The organism is Streptomyces polyasparticus (assembly GCF_014493765.1).
Lineage (GTDB): Bacteria > Actinomycetota > Actinomycetes > Streptomycetales > Streptomycetaceae > Streptomyces > Streptomyces polyasparticus.
The window spans coordinates 102,605-119,696 of sequence record NZ_JACTVJ010000019.1 but is presented as its reverse complement, the minus strand read 5'-3'; the positions used below and the strand labels follow the sequence as shown (position 1 = coordinate 119,696).

The 17,092-nt window shown below is 70.6% G+C and carries 15 protein-coding genes; 7 read left to right on the top strand and 8 right to left on the bottom strand.

The features are described from left to right. Positions 1 to 104 precede the first annotated feature (104 nt). A complete protein-coding gene (locus tag H9Y04_RS33415; RefSeq protein WP_187817885.1) occupies positions 105 to 446 on the top strand; it encodes a thioredoxin family protein in 342 nt (113 codons plus the stop codon). Positions 447 to 712: 266 nt separating this feature from the next. On the opposite strand, the gene H9Y04_RS33410 is transcribed toward H9Y04_RS33415, so the two are convergent. Continuing rightward, positions 713 to 1,078 (bottom strand): group I truncated hemoglobin, encoded by a 366-nt coding sequence (locus tag H9Y04_RS33410; RefSeq protein ID WP_236071797.1) that lies wholly within the window; start codon positions 1,076 to 1,078, stop codon positions 713 to 715. Positions 1,079 to 1,169: 91 nt separating this feature from the next. Continuing rightward, positions 1,170 to 2,036, bottom strand: a complete 867-nt coding sequence (locus tag H9Y04_RS33405; protein WP_187817883.1) for an LLM class flavin-dependent oxidoreductase — start codon at positions 2,034 to 2,036, stop codon at positions 1,170 to 1,172. 106 nt (positions 2,037 to 2,142) lie between these two features. Between H9Y04_RS33405 and thpR the strand changes: the two genes are divergently transcribed. Then, the gene (gene thpR, locus H9Y04_RS33400; RefSeq protein WP_308801417.1) at positions 2,143 to 2,775 is read left to right on the top strand and encodes an RNA 2',3'-cyclic phosphodiesterase; all 633 of its coding nucleotides are present in this window, start codon (positions 2,143 to 2,145) and stop codon (positions 2,773 to 2,775) included. Here thpR and H9Y04_RS33395 read toward each other — a convergent pair whose 3' ends face one another. Next, complete coding sequence (locus H9Y04_RS33395) at positions 2,776 to 3,090, bottom strand: DUF3040 domain-containing protein (RefSeq protein ID WP_187817881.1); 315 nt, start codon at positions 3,088 to 3,090, stop codon at positions 2,776 to 2,778. 277 nt (positions 3,091 to 3,367) lie between these two features. On the opposite strand from H9Y04_RS33395, the gene H9Y04_RS33390 reads away from it, so the two are divergent. Further along, entirely contained in the window at positions 3,368 to 4,348 is a 981-nt protein-coding gene (locus tag H9Y04_RS33390) for an L-threonylcarbamoyladenylate synthase (protein WP_187817880.1), read from the top strand. A 9-nt stretch (positions 4,349 to 4,357) separates the two neighbouring features. On the opposite strand, the gene H9Y04_RS33385 is transcribed toward H9Y04_RS33390, so the two are convergent. Together H9Y04_RS33385 and H9Y04_RS33380 are read right to left on the bottom strand one after the other, a co-directional pair. Beyond that, positions 4,358 to 6,082: an acyl-CoA dehydrogenase family protein gene (locus tag H9Y04_RS33385; protein WP_187817879.1), complete on the bottom strand. Its 1,725-nt coding sequence runs from the start codon at positions 6,080 to 6,082 to the stop codon at positions 4,358 to 4,360. A 93-nt stretch (positions 6,083 to 6,175) separates the two neighbouring features. Next, complete coding sequence (locus tag H9Y04_RS33380) at positions 6,176 to 6,736, bottom strand: PadR family transcriptional regulator (RefSeq protein ID WP_187817878.1); 561 nt, start codon at positions 6,734 to 6,736, stop codon at positions 6,176 to 6,178. A 231-nt stretch (positions 6,737 to 6,967) separates the two neighbouring features. On the opposite strand from H9Y04_RS33380, the gene H9Y04_RS33375 reads away from it, so the two are divergent. Then, positions 6,968 to 11,305 (top strand): discoidin domain-containing protein, encoded by a 4,338-nt coding sequence (locus tag H9Y04_RS33375; RefSeq protein ID WP_187817877.1) that lies wholly within the window; start codon positions 6,968 to 6,970, stop codon positions 11,303 to 11,305. Between the two features lie 43 nt (positions 11,306 to 11,348). Here H9Y04_RS33375 and H9Y04_RS33370 read toward each other — a convergent pair whose 3' ends face one another. Next, the gene (locus H9Y04_RS33370) at positions 11,349 to 12,164 is read right to left on the bottom strand and encodes an LLM class flavin-dependent oxidoreductase (protein ID WP_187817876.1); all 816 of its coding nucleotides are present in this window, start codon (positions 12,162 to 12,164) and stop codon (positions 11,349 to 11,351) included. Between the two features lie 43 nt (positions 12,165 to 12,207). Further along, the gene (locus tag H9Y04_RS33365) at positions 12,208 to 13,440 is read right to left on the bottom strand and encodes an MFS transporter (protein ID WP_187817875.1); all 1,233 of its coding nucleotides are present in this window, start codon (positions 13,438 to 13,440) and stop codon (positions 12,208 to 12,210) included. Positions 13,441 to 13,524: 84 nt separating this feature from the next. Between H9Y04_RS33365 and H9Y04_RS33360 the strand changes: the two genes are divergently transcribed. The 3 genes from H9Y04_RS33360 to H9Y04_RS33350 all read left to right on the top strand — a co-directional run bounded on the left by H9Y04_RS33360 (position 13,525) and on the right by H9Y04_RS33350 (position 15,733). Then, on the top strand, positions 13,525 to 14,442 hold the full coding sequence (locus H9Y04_RS33360; protein ID WP_187817874.1) for a LysR family transcriptional regulator: 918 nt from the start codon (positions 13,525 to 13,527) through the stop codon (positions 14,440 to 14,442). 73 nt (positions 14,443 to 14,515) lie between these two features. Then, positions 14,516 to 14,923, top strand: coding sequence for a DUF2795 domain-containing protein (locus tag H9Y04_RS33355; RefSeq protein WP_187817873.1), 408 nt, complete (start codon positions 14,516 to 14,518; stop codon positions 14,921 to 14,923). Between the two features lie 129 nt (positions 14,924 to 15,052). Then, positions 15,053 to 15,733 (top strand): phosphatase PAP2 family protein, encoded by a 681-nt coding sequence (locus tag H9Y04_RS33350; protein ID WP_308801413.1) that lies wholly within the window; start codon positions 15,053 to 15,055, stop codon positions 15,731 to 15,733. A gap of 27 nt (positions 15,734 to 15,760) precedes the next feature. Here H9Y04_RS33350 and H9Y04_RS33345 read toward each other — a convergent pair whose 3' ends face one another. Next, positions 15,761 to 17,086: a glutamate-1-semialdehyde 2,1-aminomutase gene (locus H9Y04_RS33345; protein WP_187817872.1), complete on the bottom strand. Its 1,326-nt coding sequence runs from the start codon at positions 17,084 to 17,086 to the stop codon at positions 15,761 to 15,763. Positions 17,087 to 17,092 lie beyond the last annotated feature (6 nt).

Sequence of the window (17,092 nt, the reverse complement as noted above, 5' to 3'; positions counted from 1 at the left end):
GTGTACGGGGCCGGTCAGACGATCGACGCGGCCGGCCGGCACGCCGCGCGAGGGATGATGCAGACGGAATGCCGGAATGACGGAACGCAAGGTCAGGAGCTCTCATGGCGCAACGGGTTCACCGACCCCGTGAGGACGCGGAGTTCGATTTCATCCTCGGGATGAGCACGGTTCCGGTCCTCGCCTACTTCATCGGGACCTGGCCCAAGGCCATCGAGCCCTGCCTGGTGGCGGACCTCGTCGTGGGCGGCATCGCCGACGAATACGCGGGGCGCCTGACGGCCGTCCGCGCCGACATCACGCGTTGTCCGGCCGCGACCGAGCGATACGGGGTCACGGGAGCCCCGTCGTGTGTCCTGCTGAAGGAGGGAGAGGTGGTGGCGGCGCACGGGCCGGGGCTCTTGGCCACCGCGGAGGTACGAAAGCTCGTGGAGAGCCACCTCTGAGCGAGGTGGCTCCCAAGGCGAGGTGACTCACCAGCCTCTGTCGCGCCACAGGCTCAACTCACCACACCCTCGGGCCCAGATGGCCAGTGTCCGCGAAGCCAACCGCCTGCCCCGTCCGGTCTCGCTCGCCCCGCATCGCGCGCACTGCCGACGCCTCGCACACGCACGATGACCTCAACGTCGGGGGCGCCCACAGTGGCTGCGGCCAGCGGTGCGGGACCGGGCGACGAGGCGGTTTCCGCGGGCGCGCGATCAGGTGCTCGCCCTCACGCCCCGGTGACGATGGCCTCCTTGAGGGGAACGAGAGCCGACGCGATGTCGGCGATGGTGGCCTGGTCCACGCCGCTGTCGGCCAGGGCGGCCGCGAGGTGGCCGACGACGAGGTCGAAGTCGTCCTCGGTGATGCCGAGTTCGGCGTGGGCGTGCTCCATGGAGCGGCCGGCATAGGGCAATTCGGCGCCGAGGGCGTGGGCGATGAAGCTTCGCTGGTGCCCCTTGAGGGCGGCGATATCGGTGCCGACGAAGTGGCGCGCCAACTGCTCGTCGGCGAGGACCCGTTGGTAGAAAACGTCCACCACGGCAGCGACCGCGGGCTCGCCGCCAATGCGCTCGAAGATGCTCGGCTTGTCCATGGGGCCGAACATAACTGCTGAATCCTCCATTCAGAACACACATACGAAGCACATGCGCGAGGGCGAGGCGGGACAGGTGGTCCGGTTGCCTCTAATCGAGCTCCGGTGGCCCCGCCTCGATGCGGCGCAGGACCGAAGCCAGACAGTCCACGTCAGGGCCGGGGTCGAGTTGGCGTTCGTCCCACCAGGTGGCGCCCGCGTCGCGCAGTGGGGCGATCACGTCCTTGGCCTTGGACGCGTCGGTCGGGGTGGCGCCGCCGATGACGAGGTCGAAGGGGCGTTGGGCGTCGGCGTCTCGGTGATCGTGCACATAGGCGGCCAACTCCCATACGTCATCGGGCTCGGGGGGATGTCCGTGCAGGGCGTTCTCGAACAGCGGGACCGCCCCGTCCCACCGCGCCGCTCGGCGCATGGGTGGGCGGTTGGGCCAGAAGCCGCCGATCCAGATCGGCGGCCGGGGCTGCTGGACTGTGGCGGGCTGCAGGCTTACGTTCCGGGCCTGGTAGTGGCGGCCGGCATGGTCCACGGTCTCACCCGTCCAGAACCGCGCCAGCAGGTCGAGCCCTTCGTCGAGACGTTCGGCGAGGACGCGGCGGTCGGTCTCGTCGCCGAAGGTGCCGTACTCGTCGTCGACCGGACCGCCCAGGCCCGCGGCGAAGACGACCCTGCCTCCGCTGAGGTTGTCCAGGGTGGCCACCTGCCGCGCGAGCTGCTGCGGCCGGTAGCGAGCCACCGGTGTGAGCAGCGTGCCCAGCCGGATCCGTGAGGTCGCGAGGGCGGCTGCGGTCAGGAGCATCCACGCATCGCCGAACGGCCGCCCCGAGTACGCCCGGTAGTGGACGTGGTCCCAGATGAAGAGCCCGTCCCACCCGGCTTCCTCGGCCGCCGCCGCTGCGGTGGCCACATTGCGGGGGTCGGCGAAGTCGCCGAAGTTCGGGATGTTGATCGAGAAGCGCATCCGGGCATCGTGGGCCACGCCATCTGGCGGGGGCAACGGATTATGCGCGCGCCCACGGCTGGGTCCGGCGAGGTCACGCAGCGTCCCGGCTGATAAGAAGTCGTGCGTGACCGAGCCGCCTCCCCACACCGCCACCCAGCACGCGTTCATCGCCCTCGCGCCGCCCGACGAGGCGAAGAACGAGCTGGCGCACGCGCTGAGCCCGGCCTACGCCGACTTTCCGGAGCTGCGCTGGAATCGCATCGAGGACTGGCACATCACCTTGGCGTTCCTGGGCGAGCTGCCGGTGCAGACCGTGCAGCGGCTCCGCGCTCCCCTCGCCGAGCTTGCGGCCACCCGTCCCTCGCTCGAACTGTCTCTCCTCGGCGGCGGTCACTTCGACGAGCGTGTCCTGTGGAGCGGCATCGGGGGTGATCTCGACCGGCTGCACGAGCTGGCCGTAGCTGTGCGGGCGAGGGTCAGGGACTGCGGCGTCGACTTCGCCGAGCGTCCGCTGCGTCCCCACCTCACGCTGGCACGTGCTCGTCGCTACGACACCGCGTCCGTGACGTCTGCTGTCTCCTGCCTTGACGGCTTCACCGGGCACGCCTGGCGGACCGAACGCCTCCATCTGGTCGGCAGCACGCCGAGAGGCCACAGAGGCCACCGGCGCTACCAGGACGTCGAGGCATGGCCCCTGGTCAGCGGGCAGAGCGGTCCGGGAGGCGGCCGTCTGCCGGCCGGTCGCGCGGGCAGCTGATCACGGCTGCTTCGGGTGCCTGATCTGCGGACCTCCGCGGGGTGTCCGGCGGGTCATCCCGACGGCTTTCACCGTGCCGACGAGGGTGCACAGGACCGCGGTCACGAGCACCCCGGCGGCGAACTGCAGCGCGAAGGCGAGGGGTGCCGCAAGGAGCCCGATCCAGTACAGGACGCGCACGAGCGGTAAGCCCCGGTCGGCCGGCTCCCGGGCGAAGCCGTCGAAGAGGGCCGCGAATTGCGGGTCCTGCCCCAAGGATTGTTCGGTCTCGTGCAGGATGCGCTGTTCGTGTGCGCTGAGCTGCTGGTCCGCCATGGCTCCGTACCTGGCTCGACGACGGGGACGCCACCCGAGTACCCGCACTCCGCGAGACCTACGCGAGCCGCCCGGCCCGCGCCGGGCGCCCCGGGTGTGCGGAGACCGCGGCTCAATGGGTGCGGTGCATTTCCGGTATTCTGCAGCGTCTGTCCGGCGAGGACCGGAGCGCGCAGCCGGCGCTCGGTCCTGTGGATCGTTGCCGTTCTCGAGCACACCGGTTCATCCGCGCGGGCACCGCGGGCACCGGCTCCGTGCAACGAGAGGACTGAGGGACGTGAGCGCACAAAACAGCGCCGTCGAGCAGGCGGCCGATGTGCTGCGGGCCGGGGGGCTCGTGGCCCTGCCGACCGAGACCGTTTACGGCCTGGGGGCCAATGCGGAGGACCCTGTGGCCGTCGCGCGGATCTTCGAGGTGAAGGGCCGCCCGCCGTCCCACCCGCTGATCGTGCACATCGGCGGTGCAGAGCAGCTGGACGACTGGGTCGAGGACGTGCCCGCGACCGCACGCGTGCTGGCCGAGCACTTCTGGCCGGGTCCGCTGACCCTGGTCCTGCGGCGCGGCCGCCGGGTTCCTCTCGAAGCAACGGGCGGTCTGGAGACGGTGGCGGTGCGCGTGCCCGACCACCCCGTCGCCCTCGAACTGCTCGCGGCGTTCGGCGGCGGTGTCACGGCACCGTCCGCCAACCGCTTCGGGTCGGTCAGTCCCACCACGGCCGCCCACGTACGTACCGAGCTCGGCGACGCCGTCGATTTCGTCCTGGACGGCGGCGCCTGCGAGGTCGGGGTCGAGTCCACGATCGTCGATGTCACGGGCGAAGTGCCGACCATCCTGCGGCCCGGCGGTGTGACGCGCGAGGACCTCGAGGCGGTGCTCGGCCTTCCGCTCGCGGTGCCCGCCACGAGCAATGTCCGCGTGCCGGGCCAGCACCCGTCGCACTATGCGCCGCGGGCGCGGGTCGTCCTCGTCGAGCCCGACGAGATCGTCCAGGAGGCCGCACGCGCGCAGGAGGCCGGCCGCCAGGTGGGGGTCTTCCTGCCTCCCGCGTTGGCCGATACGCCGGTGAAGGCGCACGCCGTGGTGACGGTCCCGGACGCGATGTCCGCGTACGCGCGCGGCCTGTTCGGGTTTCTGCGCGAGCTCGACGAGCAGGGGTGCGACCTCATCGTCGCCTCGCTGCCGGCCGAGGAAGGCCTGGGCCTCGCGATCGCCAACCGGCTGCGGCGCGCGGCGGGGCCCCGCACCGCAGCCGGCTGACGCAGAAGGTCAGGGCTTCATCTCATACGCGCCCGAGAGCGCCTCCACCCGCTGCCAGACCCGCTCCGCACGCGCCGTGTCGACGACCGGGCGGCGGACCGCGCCGAGCGCCCAGGCCTGCTGCTGCTCGGTGGCCGAGTCCTTGCCGTGCAGTTCGACGGCGTGCGCGGAGAAGTCCCGTACGAGCACGGCGAAGAGCTCGTCGAGCACGTCCTCGTCGAGGCCGGTCAGGGCGGCCTGCTCCAGGACCAGCTGGCCGTGCACGACCAGTGCGAAGAGCTGGCCGACCGCGAGCAGCAGATCGAGGTCGCGGCTCTGCTGCTCGTCGGGGGCTGCCGTGCGGACGAACTCGCAGAGCGCGTCGGCCTGTTCGCGGAAGCGGGCGACGTTCGCCAGGTGGCCGTACGTGTCGTAGGCCGGACGCCAGTCGTGGAAGCGCACCGAGCCGAGGCCGCGGGCCGGGCCCTGCGCGAAGAGGAAGGTGTCGTCGGCCGCGTCGAGGCGGGTGGGGACGGGCTCGTACGCGACCGGGTCGAGCAGGTGGTTGCGCATGAACTTGAGGATCAGGGCCAGGTTGACGTGGACCGTGCCCTCCAGCTTGGGCAGTCCGCGGATCTCCACGGCGGCCTGGGCGAAGTAGTTGTCCTTCTCGAAGCCCTTGGCGGCGATGACGTCCCACATGAGGTCGATGACCTTCTCGCCCTCGGTGGTCACCTTCATCTTCGTCATCGGGTTGAAGAGGAGGTAGCGCCGGTCGTCGGGTCCCGCGGTGCGGAAGTAGTCCACGGCGCGGTCGCTGAAGAGCTTCATGCCGACCAGGCGCACGTACGCGTCGGCCAACTCGCGCCGCACGTGCGGGAAGGCGGTGACGGGACGGCCGTACAGGATGCGGTTCTGCGCGTGCGTGACGGCCTCGTACATCGCGTGCTCGCAGATGCCGATGGACGCGGTGCAGAGATTGAACTTGCCGACGTTGACGGTGTTCAGGGCGGCGTCGAAGGCGGCGCGGCCGGTGTGCAGCACGTCCGCGGCGGCCACCGGGTAATCCTGGAGGCGGAACTCGCTGACGTACTTGGAGGAGTCGACGACGTTCTTGACCAGTTCGTACTGGGCGTGGCGGCTGTCGGCGGCGAAGAAGACATAGCCGTCGGGGCCCTCGACGTCGGTGCGGCGGCCGAAGACGGAGACGAGGCCTGCGGCGTTGCCGTTGCCGATGTAGTACTTGGACCCGGTGGCGCGGAAGCCGCCCTGGCCGTCGGGCTCCAGGAGCATGTCGGTGGAGTAGATGTCGGCGCCGTGCGCCTTTTCGGACAGGCCGAAGGCGAACACCTCGCCCTGGTCGAGGAGTTCGGCGGCGCGGGCCCGCGCCTCGGGGTTCTCGCTCTGCCATACGGGGCCGAGGCCGAGGATCGTGACCTGCCAGGCGTACCAGTAGTCGAGGCCGTAGAAGCCGAGGATCTCGTTGAGCGCGGCGATACGGGCGGTGTCCCAGCGCTTGTCGTCCTGGTCCGCGCCTGCGGCGGAGGTCGGCGTGAGGAAGGTCGCGAAGAGCTTCTCCTCGGCGGCGAAGGCGAGGAAGTCACCGAGCCAGGCGCGGGTCCGGTAGTCCTCGATGATCCGGCGCTTGCCGCGGGCCTCGAACCAGTCGACGGTGGCGCGCAGCAGCCGGCGCGTCTCCGGGTCGAAGTGCGTGGGGTCGTAGGTCCCCGGGTTGAACAGCAGCGGGTCGGCCATGAGGGTCCGCCTTTCCGGCTCAGGTAAAGGTGAGGGTGAGGGTGAGGATCAGAGGGGGGCGAGGACAGCGACCGCCCGTGGGTGACGGCGAGTTCAGCGGCCGGTCTCGAACCGGGCCAGCGTGCCGAGGACGTCGTCGAGCCAGGTGATCATCATCCGCTCGTACGCGATGCCGCCGCGCAGCACGACGTGCTGGAGCTCCCGTTCGGCGTGGAGCGGCTCGTCCCGGTCCGACGGCTCCCCGAAGTCACGCTTCTCGCCCGCGAGGTAGTGGGCCAGGCGCTCCGTGTGCACCTGCCGGTGCCGGCGGACCTCGCCGATCAGGGACGCGGGATCGTCGAACGCGGCCCCGCGGATCTTGACGGCGAGATCGTGCCGGACGCTCTCGGGCTCGATTGGCGCGGCCAGCCACGCGGACAGCGCGACCCGTCCGGCCTCGGCTACGGAGTACTCCTTCTTGTCCGGTCGCCCCTGCTGCGCCACGTCGCGGACATCGACCCAGCCGTCGCCCTCCATGCGCTTGAGCACGCGGTAGATCTGCTGGTGGGTGGCGGTCCAGAAGTATCCGATCGACCGCTCGAAGCGCCGGGCCAGTTCGTAGCCGGACCCGGGCTTTTCGAGGAGGGACACGAGGATCGCGTGGTCGAGCGCCATGCCCCGATCTTGCTATGCACCTCGTTGCATAGCAAGCCTGGTCCGGCCCGGTGAGACGCGGCTCACCTTGCGCCTGCAGCGCGGAGCCGGGGCGCCTGAGGCACCTGCGTGCCGGAGGCACCAGTGCGTCCAGTTCCGTCCAGCCTGTAGTCAGGATGACATTTCTCTGCAACTCTCCTGCAAAGCGAGGGCAATTATCAATCAGACACGAGTAAAGGGGCTACGGGATCCATGATTCGGTTCAGATCCGCACCAGCCGCGCCACCTCGACGTGAGCGAGGACCGCACTCCCCGCGTACCTGGCGGGCCCTCGCCGCGGGCCTTGTCGCCGCACTGCTCCTGCTGGGCCTGCCCGGCTTCGGCGCCATGGCGGCCGGCGGGCCCGACCTCGCCTTGGGCAAGCCCGCCGCGGCCGGCAGCGCCAAGGGCGGTTACGCCGCGGGCAACGTCACCGACGGCAATTCCGGGACGTACTGGGAGAGCGCGGGCAGCGACTTCCCGCAGTGGGTTCAGGTCGATCTCGGCCGCACCGTCCGGGTGGACGAGGTGGTCCTGAAGCTGCCGCCCGCCTGGGAGGCCCGTTCGCAGACGCTCGCCGTCCAGGGCAGTCAGGACGGCACCGGGTTCAGCACGCTGGCCGCTTCCGCCGCGCGCTCCTTCGCACCGGGCAGCGGCAACACGGTGACGGTCGGCTTCCCCGCCGCGCAGACCCGGTTCGTACGGGTGCAGATCACCGCCAACACCGGCTGGCCCGCAGCCCAGTTGGCCGAGCTGCAGGTGTTCGCCGCCGAGGAGACCTCCGGCAATCTGGCCGCCGGCAGGACCCTGAAGGCGAGCAGCCACGCCGAGACCTACGTGGCGGCGAACGCCAACGACGGCAACCGCGCCAGTTACTGGGAGAGCGAGAACAACAAGCTGCCCCAGTGGATCCAGGCCGACCTCGGCTCGTCGGTCCGCGTGAACGAGGTGGTGCTGCGCGTGCCCGAGGCCTGGGGTGCCCGCACGCAGACCTTGAAGATCCAGGGCAGCGAGAACGGCACGGACTTCACCGATCTGAGCGCGGCCAAGGCCTATCCCTTCTCGACGGCCACCGGGCACACCGCGACGCTCACCTTCGACACGACCACCACGCGCTATGTGCGGGTGGTCATCTCCGCCAACGACAGCCAGCCCGCAGGGCAGTTGTCGGAGCTGGAGATCTACGGTCCGGCCGGCGGCGACACCCAGGCGCCCACCGCCCCCGCGAACCTCGCCTTCACCGAGCCCTCCCCCGGCCAGATCAAGCTGACCTGGGACGCGGCCACCGACAACACCGGCGTGAGCGCGTACGACGTATATGCGAACGGCGAGCTGCGCAGCACGGTGGACGGCGGTGTGCGCACCTACACCGACACCCAGCCGGCGGACGCCACCGTCACGTACTACGTGCGCGCCCGCGACGCGGCGGGGAGCATCTCGCCGAACAGCAACTCCGTAACACGCAGGGCGGACACGGGCGACACCCAGGCGCCGACCGCGCCCTCGAACCTCGCGTACACCCAGCCGTCGGCAGGCGAGGTCAAGCTGACCTGGGGCGCCTCGACGGACAACGTGAAGGTCACGGCGTACGACGTGTACGCGGACGGCAAGCTCCTGAAGTCGGTCACCGGGGATGTCACGACGCACACCGACCAGCGGGCCGCCGGTGAGACGGTCGCGTACGCGGTGCGCGCCCGTGACGCCGCCGGGAACGTCTCCGCGTTCAGCAACACCGTGACGCGTCCGGGCACCGTCGAGGGCTCCAATCTCGCGGTGGGCAAGCCGATCAACGCGTCCTCGGTGATCCACACGTATGTCGCCGCGAACGCCAACGACGGCCAGACCTCCACCTATTGGGAGGGCGCGGCCGGCAGCTATCCGAACACGCTGACCGTGAAGCTCGGCGCGAACGCCGATGTCGACGCGGTCGTGGTCAAGCTGAACCCGGACGCGGGCTGGAGCACACGGACGCAGAAGGTGGAAGTGCTCGGCCGGGAGCAGGGGGCCACGGGCTTCACCTCGCTCGCGGCGGAGAAGGAGTACACCTTCAGCCCGTCCGGCAACCGGAACACCATCACGATCCCCGTCTCGGGGCGCGTCGCCGACGTGCGGCTGCAGTTCACCGCGAACAGCGGGGCAACGGCCGGCCAGGTCGCCGAGTTCGAGGTCATCGGCACTCCCGCGCCCAACCCCGACCTGGAGATCACCCAGCTGACGTACGCACCGGCCGCGCCGGTGGAGACGGACCAGCTGACGCTGACCGCTACCGTGCACAACCGGGGTGCCGAGGCCTCCGGCGCGAGCGAGGTGGCGTTCGCGCTCGGCGGCGAGCCGGTGGCCACGAAGCCGGTGGCGGCGCTCGGTGCGGGTCAGTCCGCCACGGTCACCACCACCGTCGATCCGCAGGACGCGGGCTCCTACCCGCTGAGCGCCGTCGTCGACGAGAAAAACACCGTCATCGAGGAGAACGAGGCCAACAACTCCTTCACCGCGGCAAGTCCCCTGGTGGTCAAGCCGGTTCAGTCCTCCGACCTGGTGGCCTCACCGGTGAGCTGGTCGCCGTCGGCGCCCTCGGCCGGCAAGGAGGTCACCTTCAGCGCGGCCATCAAGAACCAGGGCAGCCAGGCCTCCGCGTCCGGCGACCACGGCATCACGCTCACAGTGCAGAACGCCCAGGGCGACACCGTGAAGACCTTCAGCAAGCCGTATACGGGCACCATCGGCGCCGGTGACACCACCGGACCGGTCACGCTCGGCAGCTGGACGGCCGCCGACGGCAAGTACACCGTGAAGACGGTGATCGCCGCCGACGCCAACGAGCTGCCGGTCAAGCGCGAGAACAACACCAGCACCAAACCGCTGTTCGTCGGCCGCGGTGCCGATATGCCGTACGACACGTACGAGGCCGAGGACGGGACGCTCGGCGGCGGCGCGCAGGTCGTGGGCCCCAACCGCACCATCGGCGACCTGGCCGGTGAGGCCTCGGGCCGCAAGGCGGTCACGCTCAACTCGACCGGCGCCTCGGTGGAGTTCACCGCCGAGCAGGACACCAACACCCTCGTCACCCGCTTCTCCATCCCGGACGCCCAGGGCGGTGGCGGCACGAACGCCACCTTGAACGTGTACGTCGACGGCACCTTCCGCAAGGCGCTCGACCTCACCTCCAAGTACGCCTGGCTGTACGGGGCCGAGGCCTCGCCCGGCAACTCCCCGAGCGCGGGTCCGGCCCGGCACATCTACGACGAGGCGCACATCCTGCTCGGCGAGACGGTGAAGGCCGGCAGCAAGATCCGGCTGCAGAAGGACAGCGCCAACACCTCGCAGTACGCGATCGACTTCGTCGACCTGGAGCAGGTGGCGCCACAGGCCAACCCGGACCCGGCGACCTACACCGTGCCGGCCGGCTTCTCGCACCAGGACGTGCAGAACGCCCTGGACAAGGTCCGCATGGACACCACCAACACGCTCAAGGGGGTCTACCTGCCGCCCGGCGACTACGAGACCGGCGGCAAGTTCCAGGTGTACGGCAAGAAGATCCAGGTCGTCGGTGCCGGGCCCTGGTTCACGCGCTTCCATGCCCCGAAGTCCCAGGAGAACACCGACATCGGCTTCCGCGCCGAAGCGAGCGCCAACGGCTCCTCCTTCAGCGGATTCGCGTACTTCGGCAACTACACCACCCGGATCGACGGTCCGGGCAAGGTGTTCGACTTCCAGAACGTCGCCGACATCACCATCGACAACATCTGGAACGAGCACATGGTGTGCCTGTACTGGGGCGCCAACACGGACCGGATGACCATCAAGAACTCCCGGATCCGCAACATGTTCGCCGACGGGGTCAACATGACCAACGGCTCCACGGACAACCTCGTGTCCAACAACGACGCACGGGCCACCGGCGACGACAGCTTCGCGCTGTTCTCGGCGATCGACGCGGGCGGTGCGGACATGAAGAACAACGTCTACGAGAACCTGACCACGACCCTGACGTGGCGCGCGGCGGGCATCGCCGTCTACGGCGGCTACAACAACACCTTCCGCAACATCCGGATCGCCGACACGCTTGTCTACTCCGGCATCACGGTCAGCTCGCTGGACTTCGGCTACCCGATGAACGGCTTCGGCACCGAACCCACCACGCTCGAGAACATCTCGATCGAACGGGCCGGCGGGCACTTCTGGAACGGTCAGACCTTCCCCGGCATCTGGCTGTTCTCCGCCTCGAAGGTGTTCCAGGGCATCCGCATCAACAACGTGGACATCACCGACCCGACGTACAGCGGAATCATGTTCCAGACGCAGTACGTGGGCGGTCAGCCCAAGTTCCCGATCAAGGACACCGTCCTGCGGGACATCACCATCACGGGAGCCCGCAAGAGCGGCGACGCGTACGACCACAAGTCGGGCTTCGGTCTCTGGGCCAACGAGATGCCGGAGGCCGGCCAGGGTCCGGCCGTCGGTGAAGTCACCTTCCACAACCTCAAGATGAGCGACAACGCGGAGGACATCAGGAACACCACGTCCACCTTCACCATCGATATCCAGCCCTGAGCGAGCGGTCCGGCGGGCTGCTTCAGCGGTCCGGCGGGCTGCTTCAGCGGCCCGCCGGACCGTCGCGGACGACGCCGCGCACCAGGTCGAGCGGCGCACCGGGGTCGATGTCGGTGAGCCACCAGGTCGCACCGGCCTCCGCGTACGGTGCGGGGTCGGTGCCGGGCGGCAGGGCGACGGCGATGTCGTACGAGGACATGTCGCCCTCGCGCAGCTCGGTGACGATGCCGACGGCCTCGGCCAGCTGGTCCGGGTGCTCCAGATTCACCGGGAAGAAGCCGTCGAGGCGGGCGGCGCGGCGGATCGGCCGGAGGTTGCCGGGGAATCCGGCGGCCCACACCGGCACCCCGGGCTTCTGTACGGGACGCGGCAGGAACGTCATGCCGTCGACGGTGTAGTGCTCGCCGCGATGGTGCACCGGCTCGCCCGACCATGCGGCGGCCAGGATCTCCAGGCACTCGTCGAGCATGCGGGCCCGCACCCGGTCGTCCAACTCCTCGCCGGTCTTGGACAGTTCACCGGCGAAACGGTCGGATCCGATGCCGACTCCCAGGGTGAGCCGTCCGTCGCCGAGCCGGTCGAGCGCCGCGGTCTCGCGGGCGACCTTGGCCGGGCGACGGCGGGCGAGGGCCGACACCATGGGGCCGATCCGCAGCCGCTCGGTCGCGTGCGCCACGGCGGCCAGGGTGATCCAGGGGTCGCCCGCCTGCTGGACCGGCGCCCGCCAGGCCAGGTGGTCCCAGACGAAACAGGCGTCCCACCCGGCCTCTTCCGCTTCGGCGGCCAGCTGGGCGACCACCCGCGGGTCGGCGAGGTCGTCGAAGAGCGGCAGCCAGAGTGCGGACCGTATGTCCTTCATGAGCGCATTCCTTTCAGCGGTGTGAGTGGCAGGTCGTGCGTTCTCAACTGTCGGACGGAGAAGGTTCGGCTTGTGCTGTCATACGTCGCCGCAGCGCCGGCCGGAGCGCCAACTGGGCGCCGAACAGGGCGAGTCCGGCGATCACGCACACCGCACCCAGCGTTCCCCGGCCGCCCAGGTTGAGGAGCGCGGTGCCGGCCAGCGGGCCGAACACTGCCCCGACGCTCCAGGTCGCGGAAGCCACGCCCATGTACCGGCCGCGCAGATCCGCCGGGGCCAGCGAGGCGAAGGTGCCGCCGTACATGACGGCCATGCCGATCTGCCCGAGTGTCCAGACCAGAACCGACAGGGCGTATCCCGTGCCGCTGTGCGTCACGGCACCCGCACCGGCGCCCGCGCCGACCAGGAGCGCCGAGGCGGCGAGGACCGCACCCGGGTCGCGGCCCGCGAGCAGCCGTACCGCCAGGGGCTGGCCCAGGACGATGACGATGCCGTTCAGCGCCAGGATCGCGCCGTACGCCGCCGGGCCGTGGCCGTCCGCCGTCATCATGAGCGGCAGGGTCGCGAAGGTCTGCAGGAAGAGCGTGAAGTACGCGACGTTGAGCAGCGTCATCGCGATCATCAGGCGGTCGCGGCGCAGTACCGGGAGCAGGGCGCGCCGGGCCCGTTCGCCCGCGGGCGGGCGGGTCTCCGGTATCCGGCGCCGCACGATCAGCGCCGCGAGCACCGCCGCCACGGCGTTGAGCCAGAACAGGAGCCCGTAACCGTGCCGGGCCAGCACGCCCGCGGTGACCGTGGCGAGGGAGAAGCCGAGGTTGGCGGCCCAGAACAGCAGACCGAAGGCCCGTATCCGCTGCTCGGCCGGCAGGTCGGCGACCGCGGCGGCACCGGCGGGGCGGAACAGGTCCGCCACCAGTCCTAGTCCGACGGCCGACGCCCAGATGGTGGGCAGTGAGCCGGCGGAGCCGAGCGCGGCGATCGCGATCGTGGTGCCCAGGAAGCCCGCGAGCATGGTGTTGCGCCGGCCGATGCGGTCGCACAGCCAGCCGCCGATCAGCTGGGAGCCGATGCCGCCGATGCCCACGGCCGCGACGACCGCACCCGCCGCTGTCGGCGTCAGGCCCTGTTCCTGCGTCAGGTACAGCACGAGGAACGACTGGACGACGCTGCCGGCCCGGCTGACGAAGTGGGTGGCCGCCAGGGCCCACACGAGCTGGGGCAGGTCGAGCCTGGTGCGGGTCACGGTGGTGGCTGCGGCTGTCGCGTAGGTGGTCATGTCTTCGACCGTAGGAGCGCCGGAGCATCATGAAAAGCGATTGTTTCCGATCGATTCCATCGCCTGTGCCAATACTATGAGGCCATGACCGAAGTCGAGCTCCGCCACCTGCGCACCATGGCCGCGATCGCCGAGGAGGGCACGTTCGGGCGGGCGGCCGTCCGGCTCGGGTACACCCAGTCGTCGGTGAGCCAGCAGGTCGCGGCGCTGGAGAAGGCCGTCGGGGGTGCCGTCTTCGACCGGCCCGGCGGCCCGAAGCCCGTGCGGATCACCGCACTGGGCGAGGTGGTTCTGACGCACGGGCGCGAACTGCTCGCGAAGGCCGAGGCGTTGGGCGACGCGGTCGACCGCTTCCGCGCGGGCGGCGGACGGATCGACATCGGCACGTTCCAGGCGGCGACCAACCTGATCCTGCCCGGCGTCGTACGCCGGCTCCTCGACGAGCACCCCGGCTGCGACATCCGCCTGTCGGATGTGGATCCGGCCGACCCAGGGGCCGACCGGCGGGACCTCTTGTTCCACTACGACCGGATCGCGGGCGACGTCGAACACATCGAGCTGCTCGAAGAGCCGTATCTCCTGGTGGCCGCGGCCGGGACCTTTCCCGCGGGCCCGGTGCCGGTGAAGCGGCTCGATGAGACTCCGCTGGTCGCCTGGCCTCCCACCCCGCACCAGAAGCGGCTCGAGCGCGCCCTCGCCGAGGGCGGCGCGCGGCCGCGGATCGTCTTCCGCACCGGCGGCCACGAGGCCGTTCTCTCCATGGTGCGGGCGGGCATCGGCTCGGCGGTGATGCCCGCGCTCGCCCTGCACCGGTCCGACGTCTGGTCCGACGAACGGCTCACCGTCCATCCGCTGCGCCCCTCGCCGGCCACCACCTGGTACCTGTACTGGCCGGCCGGGCGCGACCGGTCGCCCCTGGTGACGCGGGCCGTCGACATCGCCGTCGAGACGGCCCGCGACCTGATGACGCAGATGCACCGAAGGGCGCAGCGCCGCCCCTGAGATCCCGCCCGTTTCAGGAGCACCGGACCTGGCTACCCGGCGAGCGCACCGACTGGCAATGCTGAGGTGAATCATGAGCGAGCACGGACGCAACAAGACAGGACCGCTGCGCGACGACGAGATCAAGAAGCGGATGCAGGGCGAGCTCAAGGGCGGGCACTCCACGCGGGCCTGGGAGGAGTTCGACCTCCAGCCGTCCGGCGAGGACCAGCCGCGCACGGACCGGTCTCCGCATACGGAGACCAGGGGTTCCACCCCGCCGGGGATGACCCCCGAGGACGTGGAGCTGCGCACCGAGCTGGCCCAGCATCTGGGGCGCAGCGTCTTCCCCGCCGACCGCGGGCAGGTCGTCGGCATGCTGCGCGAGACGCATGCGCCGGACCGGCTCATCGACATCGCCGGCCAGCTCCCCGCCGACCGGAAGTACGGCACCGTACGCGAGATGCTCCAGGCGCTCGGCCGGGGCGATGGGCCCGCGTGACGGAAGAAACGTGACGTAGGGCAAGAAAAGCCCCTCGGTGTACGCGCCCGCTGGTTAGGGTGACGAGGGGACCGGCCAACTCGCCTTCCACATGGTCGAGTTGGGGTGCACAGGGGCAACGGGGGGCTCGTGTTGGATACCGCACGTCGTGCCGGCGTGGACGGCGGCCCTTCGGCGCCCGCAGTCCTGCGCGCAGGGCTCGGGCTGATCGCGACGGTCGCCGCGGTGACCGTCGTGGCGCTCGGTGTGCTGTTCGCCGGCGAGGGCGATCCCGGCCGGGTGGACCGATGGCTGATCGCGCCGACGGAGGACAGCGTGCGAGGGGCCTGGCGCGATGTCGCCCTGGCCACGGACTTCCTGGGCGAACCCGTCGGAGCCGCGCTCCTCGCCCTGGCCGCCGTCGGGGTCTGCCTGGTGCTGCGGCGCCCGCGCGCGGCCGTGCTCGTCGTCGGCGGCGCGGGACTGACCGTGGTGACGTGCACGGTGCTCAAGTCCCTTGTGGGGCGCACCATTCACGGCCCGGGCAATCTGTCCTATCCGAGCGGCCACACCGCCTTCGTCACCGCGGTCGCTCTCGCGGTGACGCTGGTCGCGGCCGCCCTCCTGGGGCTCGGCAGGGCGGCCGGACTGTCGCTCGTCCTCGCGGTGGCGCTGGTCGTCGGCGCGGCGATGGGCTGGGCGCAGGTCGCGCTCGGCGCCCACTACCCGACCGATGTGCTCGGCGGCTGGTGCACCGCGCTCGCGGTGGTGCCGGCGACCGCTTGGCTGGTGGACCGGATCTCCGGCTACCTGCTGCGGCCGCCTCGTTGACGTCACACCCTCCGACGGGCAGGGGCGTCACACCCGCTGCCGGAACACGGGCTTCACCGCCCGGCCGCCCATCCACGGCGCGGGATCGCCTGCGTCAAGTGCCTTGCGGTAGACGGCACATGCCTGGCCGACCACCTCCACGGTCCGGTCGATGTCGGCCTCGCTCAGCGCGCTGCTCACCACGAACGACGGCGCGAGCACACCGCCGGTCAGGAGCCGGCGCAGGAACAGGGTGCGGTACTCCTGGGACGGCCGGCCGTGCTCGTCGAGCGTGGCGAACACCAGATTGCTGGCCCGGCCCCGGACGAGGACATGGTCCCCGACGCCCATGCCGTCGGCCGCCGCCCGTACCCCGGCCGCCAACCGCTCCCCCAGTGCGTGCAGTTGAGCGGTGACCCCTTCCTCCGCGTACGTCGTCTGCACGGCCATCGCGGCTGCCAGGGAGTGCGTTTCCGCGCCATGCGTGGTCGACAGCAGGAACACCCGGTCGCCGGAGTGCCGCAGCCCGCCCCACTCCATCAGCTCGCGGCGCCCGGCGAGCGCGGAGACGGCGAAGCCGTTGCCGAGCGCCTTGCCGAAGGTGGAGAGGTCTGGCACGACCCCGTACAAACCCTGGGCGCCCGCCTCCGACCAGCGGAATCCGGTAATCATCTCGTCGAAGACCAACAGGCAGCCGTGCCGGTCGGCCAGGGCGCGCAGGCCCTCCAGATAGCCGGGCGGAGGCTCGGCGTGGCCAGCCGGCTCCAGGATCAGGCAGGCGATCTCGCCCTCATACCGCAGCAGCAGCTCCTCAGTGGCCGCCAAGTCCCCATACGGGAACGCCACGGTGAGCTCGGAGGTCGACGCCGGGATGCCGGCCGCCATCGGCGTCGTACCGATGAACCAGTCGTCGACCGAGAAGAACGGATGGTCGCCACAGAGCGCCACCCGCGCCCGCCCCGTGACGGCCCGGGCGAGACGTACCGCGGCGGTGGTGACGTCGGAGCCGTTCTTGGCGAACTTCACCATCTCGGCGGTCGGCACCGTGGCGAGGAAGCGTTCCGCGGCCTCCACCTCGATGACCGACGGCCGGGCGAAGTTGGCGCCACGGTCGAGTTCCCGCCGCGCGGCCTCCGTCACCCGTGGATGGGCATGCCCGAGGCTGACCGCGCGCAGCCCCGAGCCGTACTCGATGTAGCGGTTGCCGTCGACGTCCCACACATGGGCGCCGCGGCCGTGGCTGATCACCGGGGCCAGGTCCTCGGGGTACTGGTCCTCGCCCTTGGCGTAGGTGTGAGCGCCGCCGGGGATCAGGGCGTGCAGCCGTGCGTTGGCCTGCCGCGAGCGGGGCAGGGAGGGCTTTTCCGTGTCCACGGTGCT

Bases quoted from the DNA above. Each gene is read 5' to 3' on its own strand.
- H9Y04_RS33415 (WP_187817885.1), top strand. From the start codon at position 105: ATGGCGCAACGGGTTCACCGACCCCGTGAGGACGCGGAGTTCGATTTC.
- H9Y04_RS33410 (WP_236071797.1), bottom strand. From the start codon at position 1,078: ATGGACAAGCCGAGCATCTTCGAGCGCATTGGCGGCGAGCCCGCGGTC.
- H9Y04_RS33405 (WP_187817883.1), bottom strand. From the start codon at position 2,036: ATGCGCTTCTCGATCAACATCCCGAACTTCGGCGACTTCGCCGACCCC.
- H9Y04_RS33395 (WP_187817881.1), bottom strand. From the start codon at position 3,090: ATGGCGGACCAGCAGCTCAGCGCACACGAACAGCGCATCCTGCACGAG.
- H9Y04_RS33385 (WP_187817879.1), bottom strand. From the start codon at position 6,082: ATGGCCGACCCGCTGCTGTTCAACCCGGGGACCTACGACCCCACGCAC.
- H9Y04_RS33380 (WP_187817878.1), bottom strand. From the start codon at position 6,736: ATGGCGCTCGACCACGCGATCCTCGTGTCCCTCCTCGAAAAGCCCGGG.
- H9Y04_RS33375 (WP_187817877.1), top strand. From the start codon at position 6,968: ATGATTCGGTTCAGATCCGCACCAGCCGCGCCACCTCGACGTGAGCGA.
- H9Y04_RS33370 (WP_187817876.1), bottom strand. From the start codon at position 12,164: ATGAAGGACATACGGTCCGCACTCTGGCTGCCGCTCTTCGACGACCTC.
- H9Y04_RS33365 (WP_187817875.1), bottom strand. From the start codon at position 13,440: ATGACCACCTACGCGACAGCCGCAGCCACCACCGTGACCCGCACCAGG.
- H9Y04_RS33360 (WP_187817874.1), top strand. From the start codon at position 13,525: ATGACCGAAGTCGAGCTCCGCCACCTGCGCACCATGGCCGCGATCGCC.
- H9Y04_RS33355 (WP_187817873.1), top strand. From the start codon at position 14,516: ATGAGCGAGCACGGACGCAACAAGACAGGACCGCTGCGCGACGACGAG.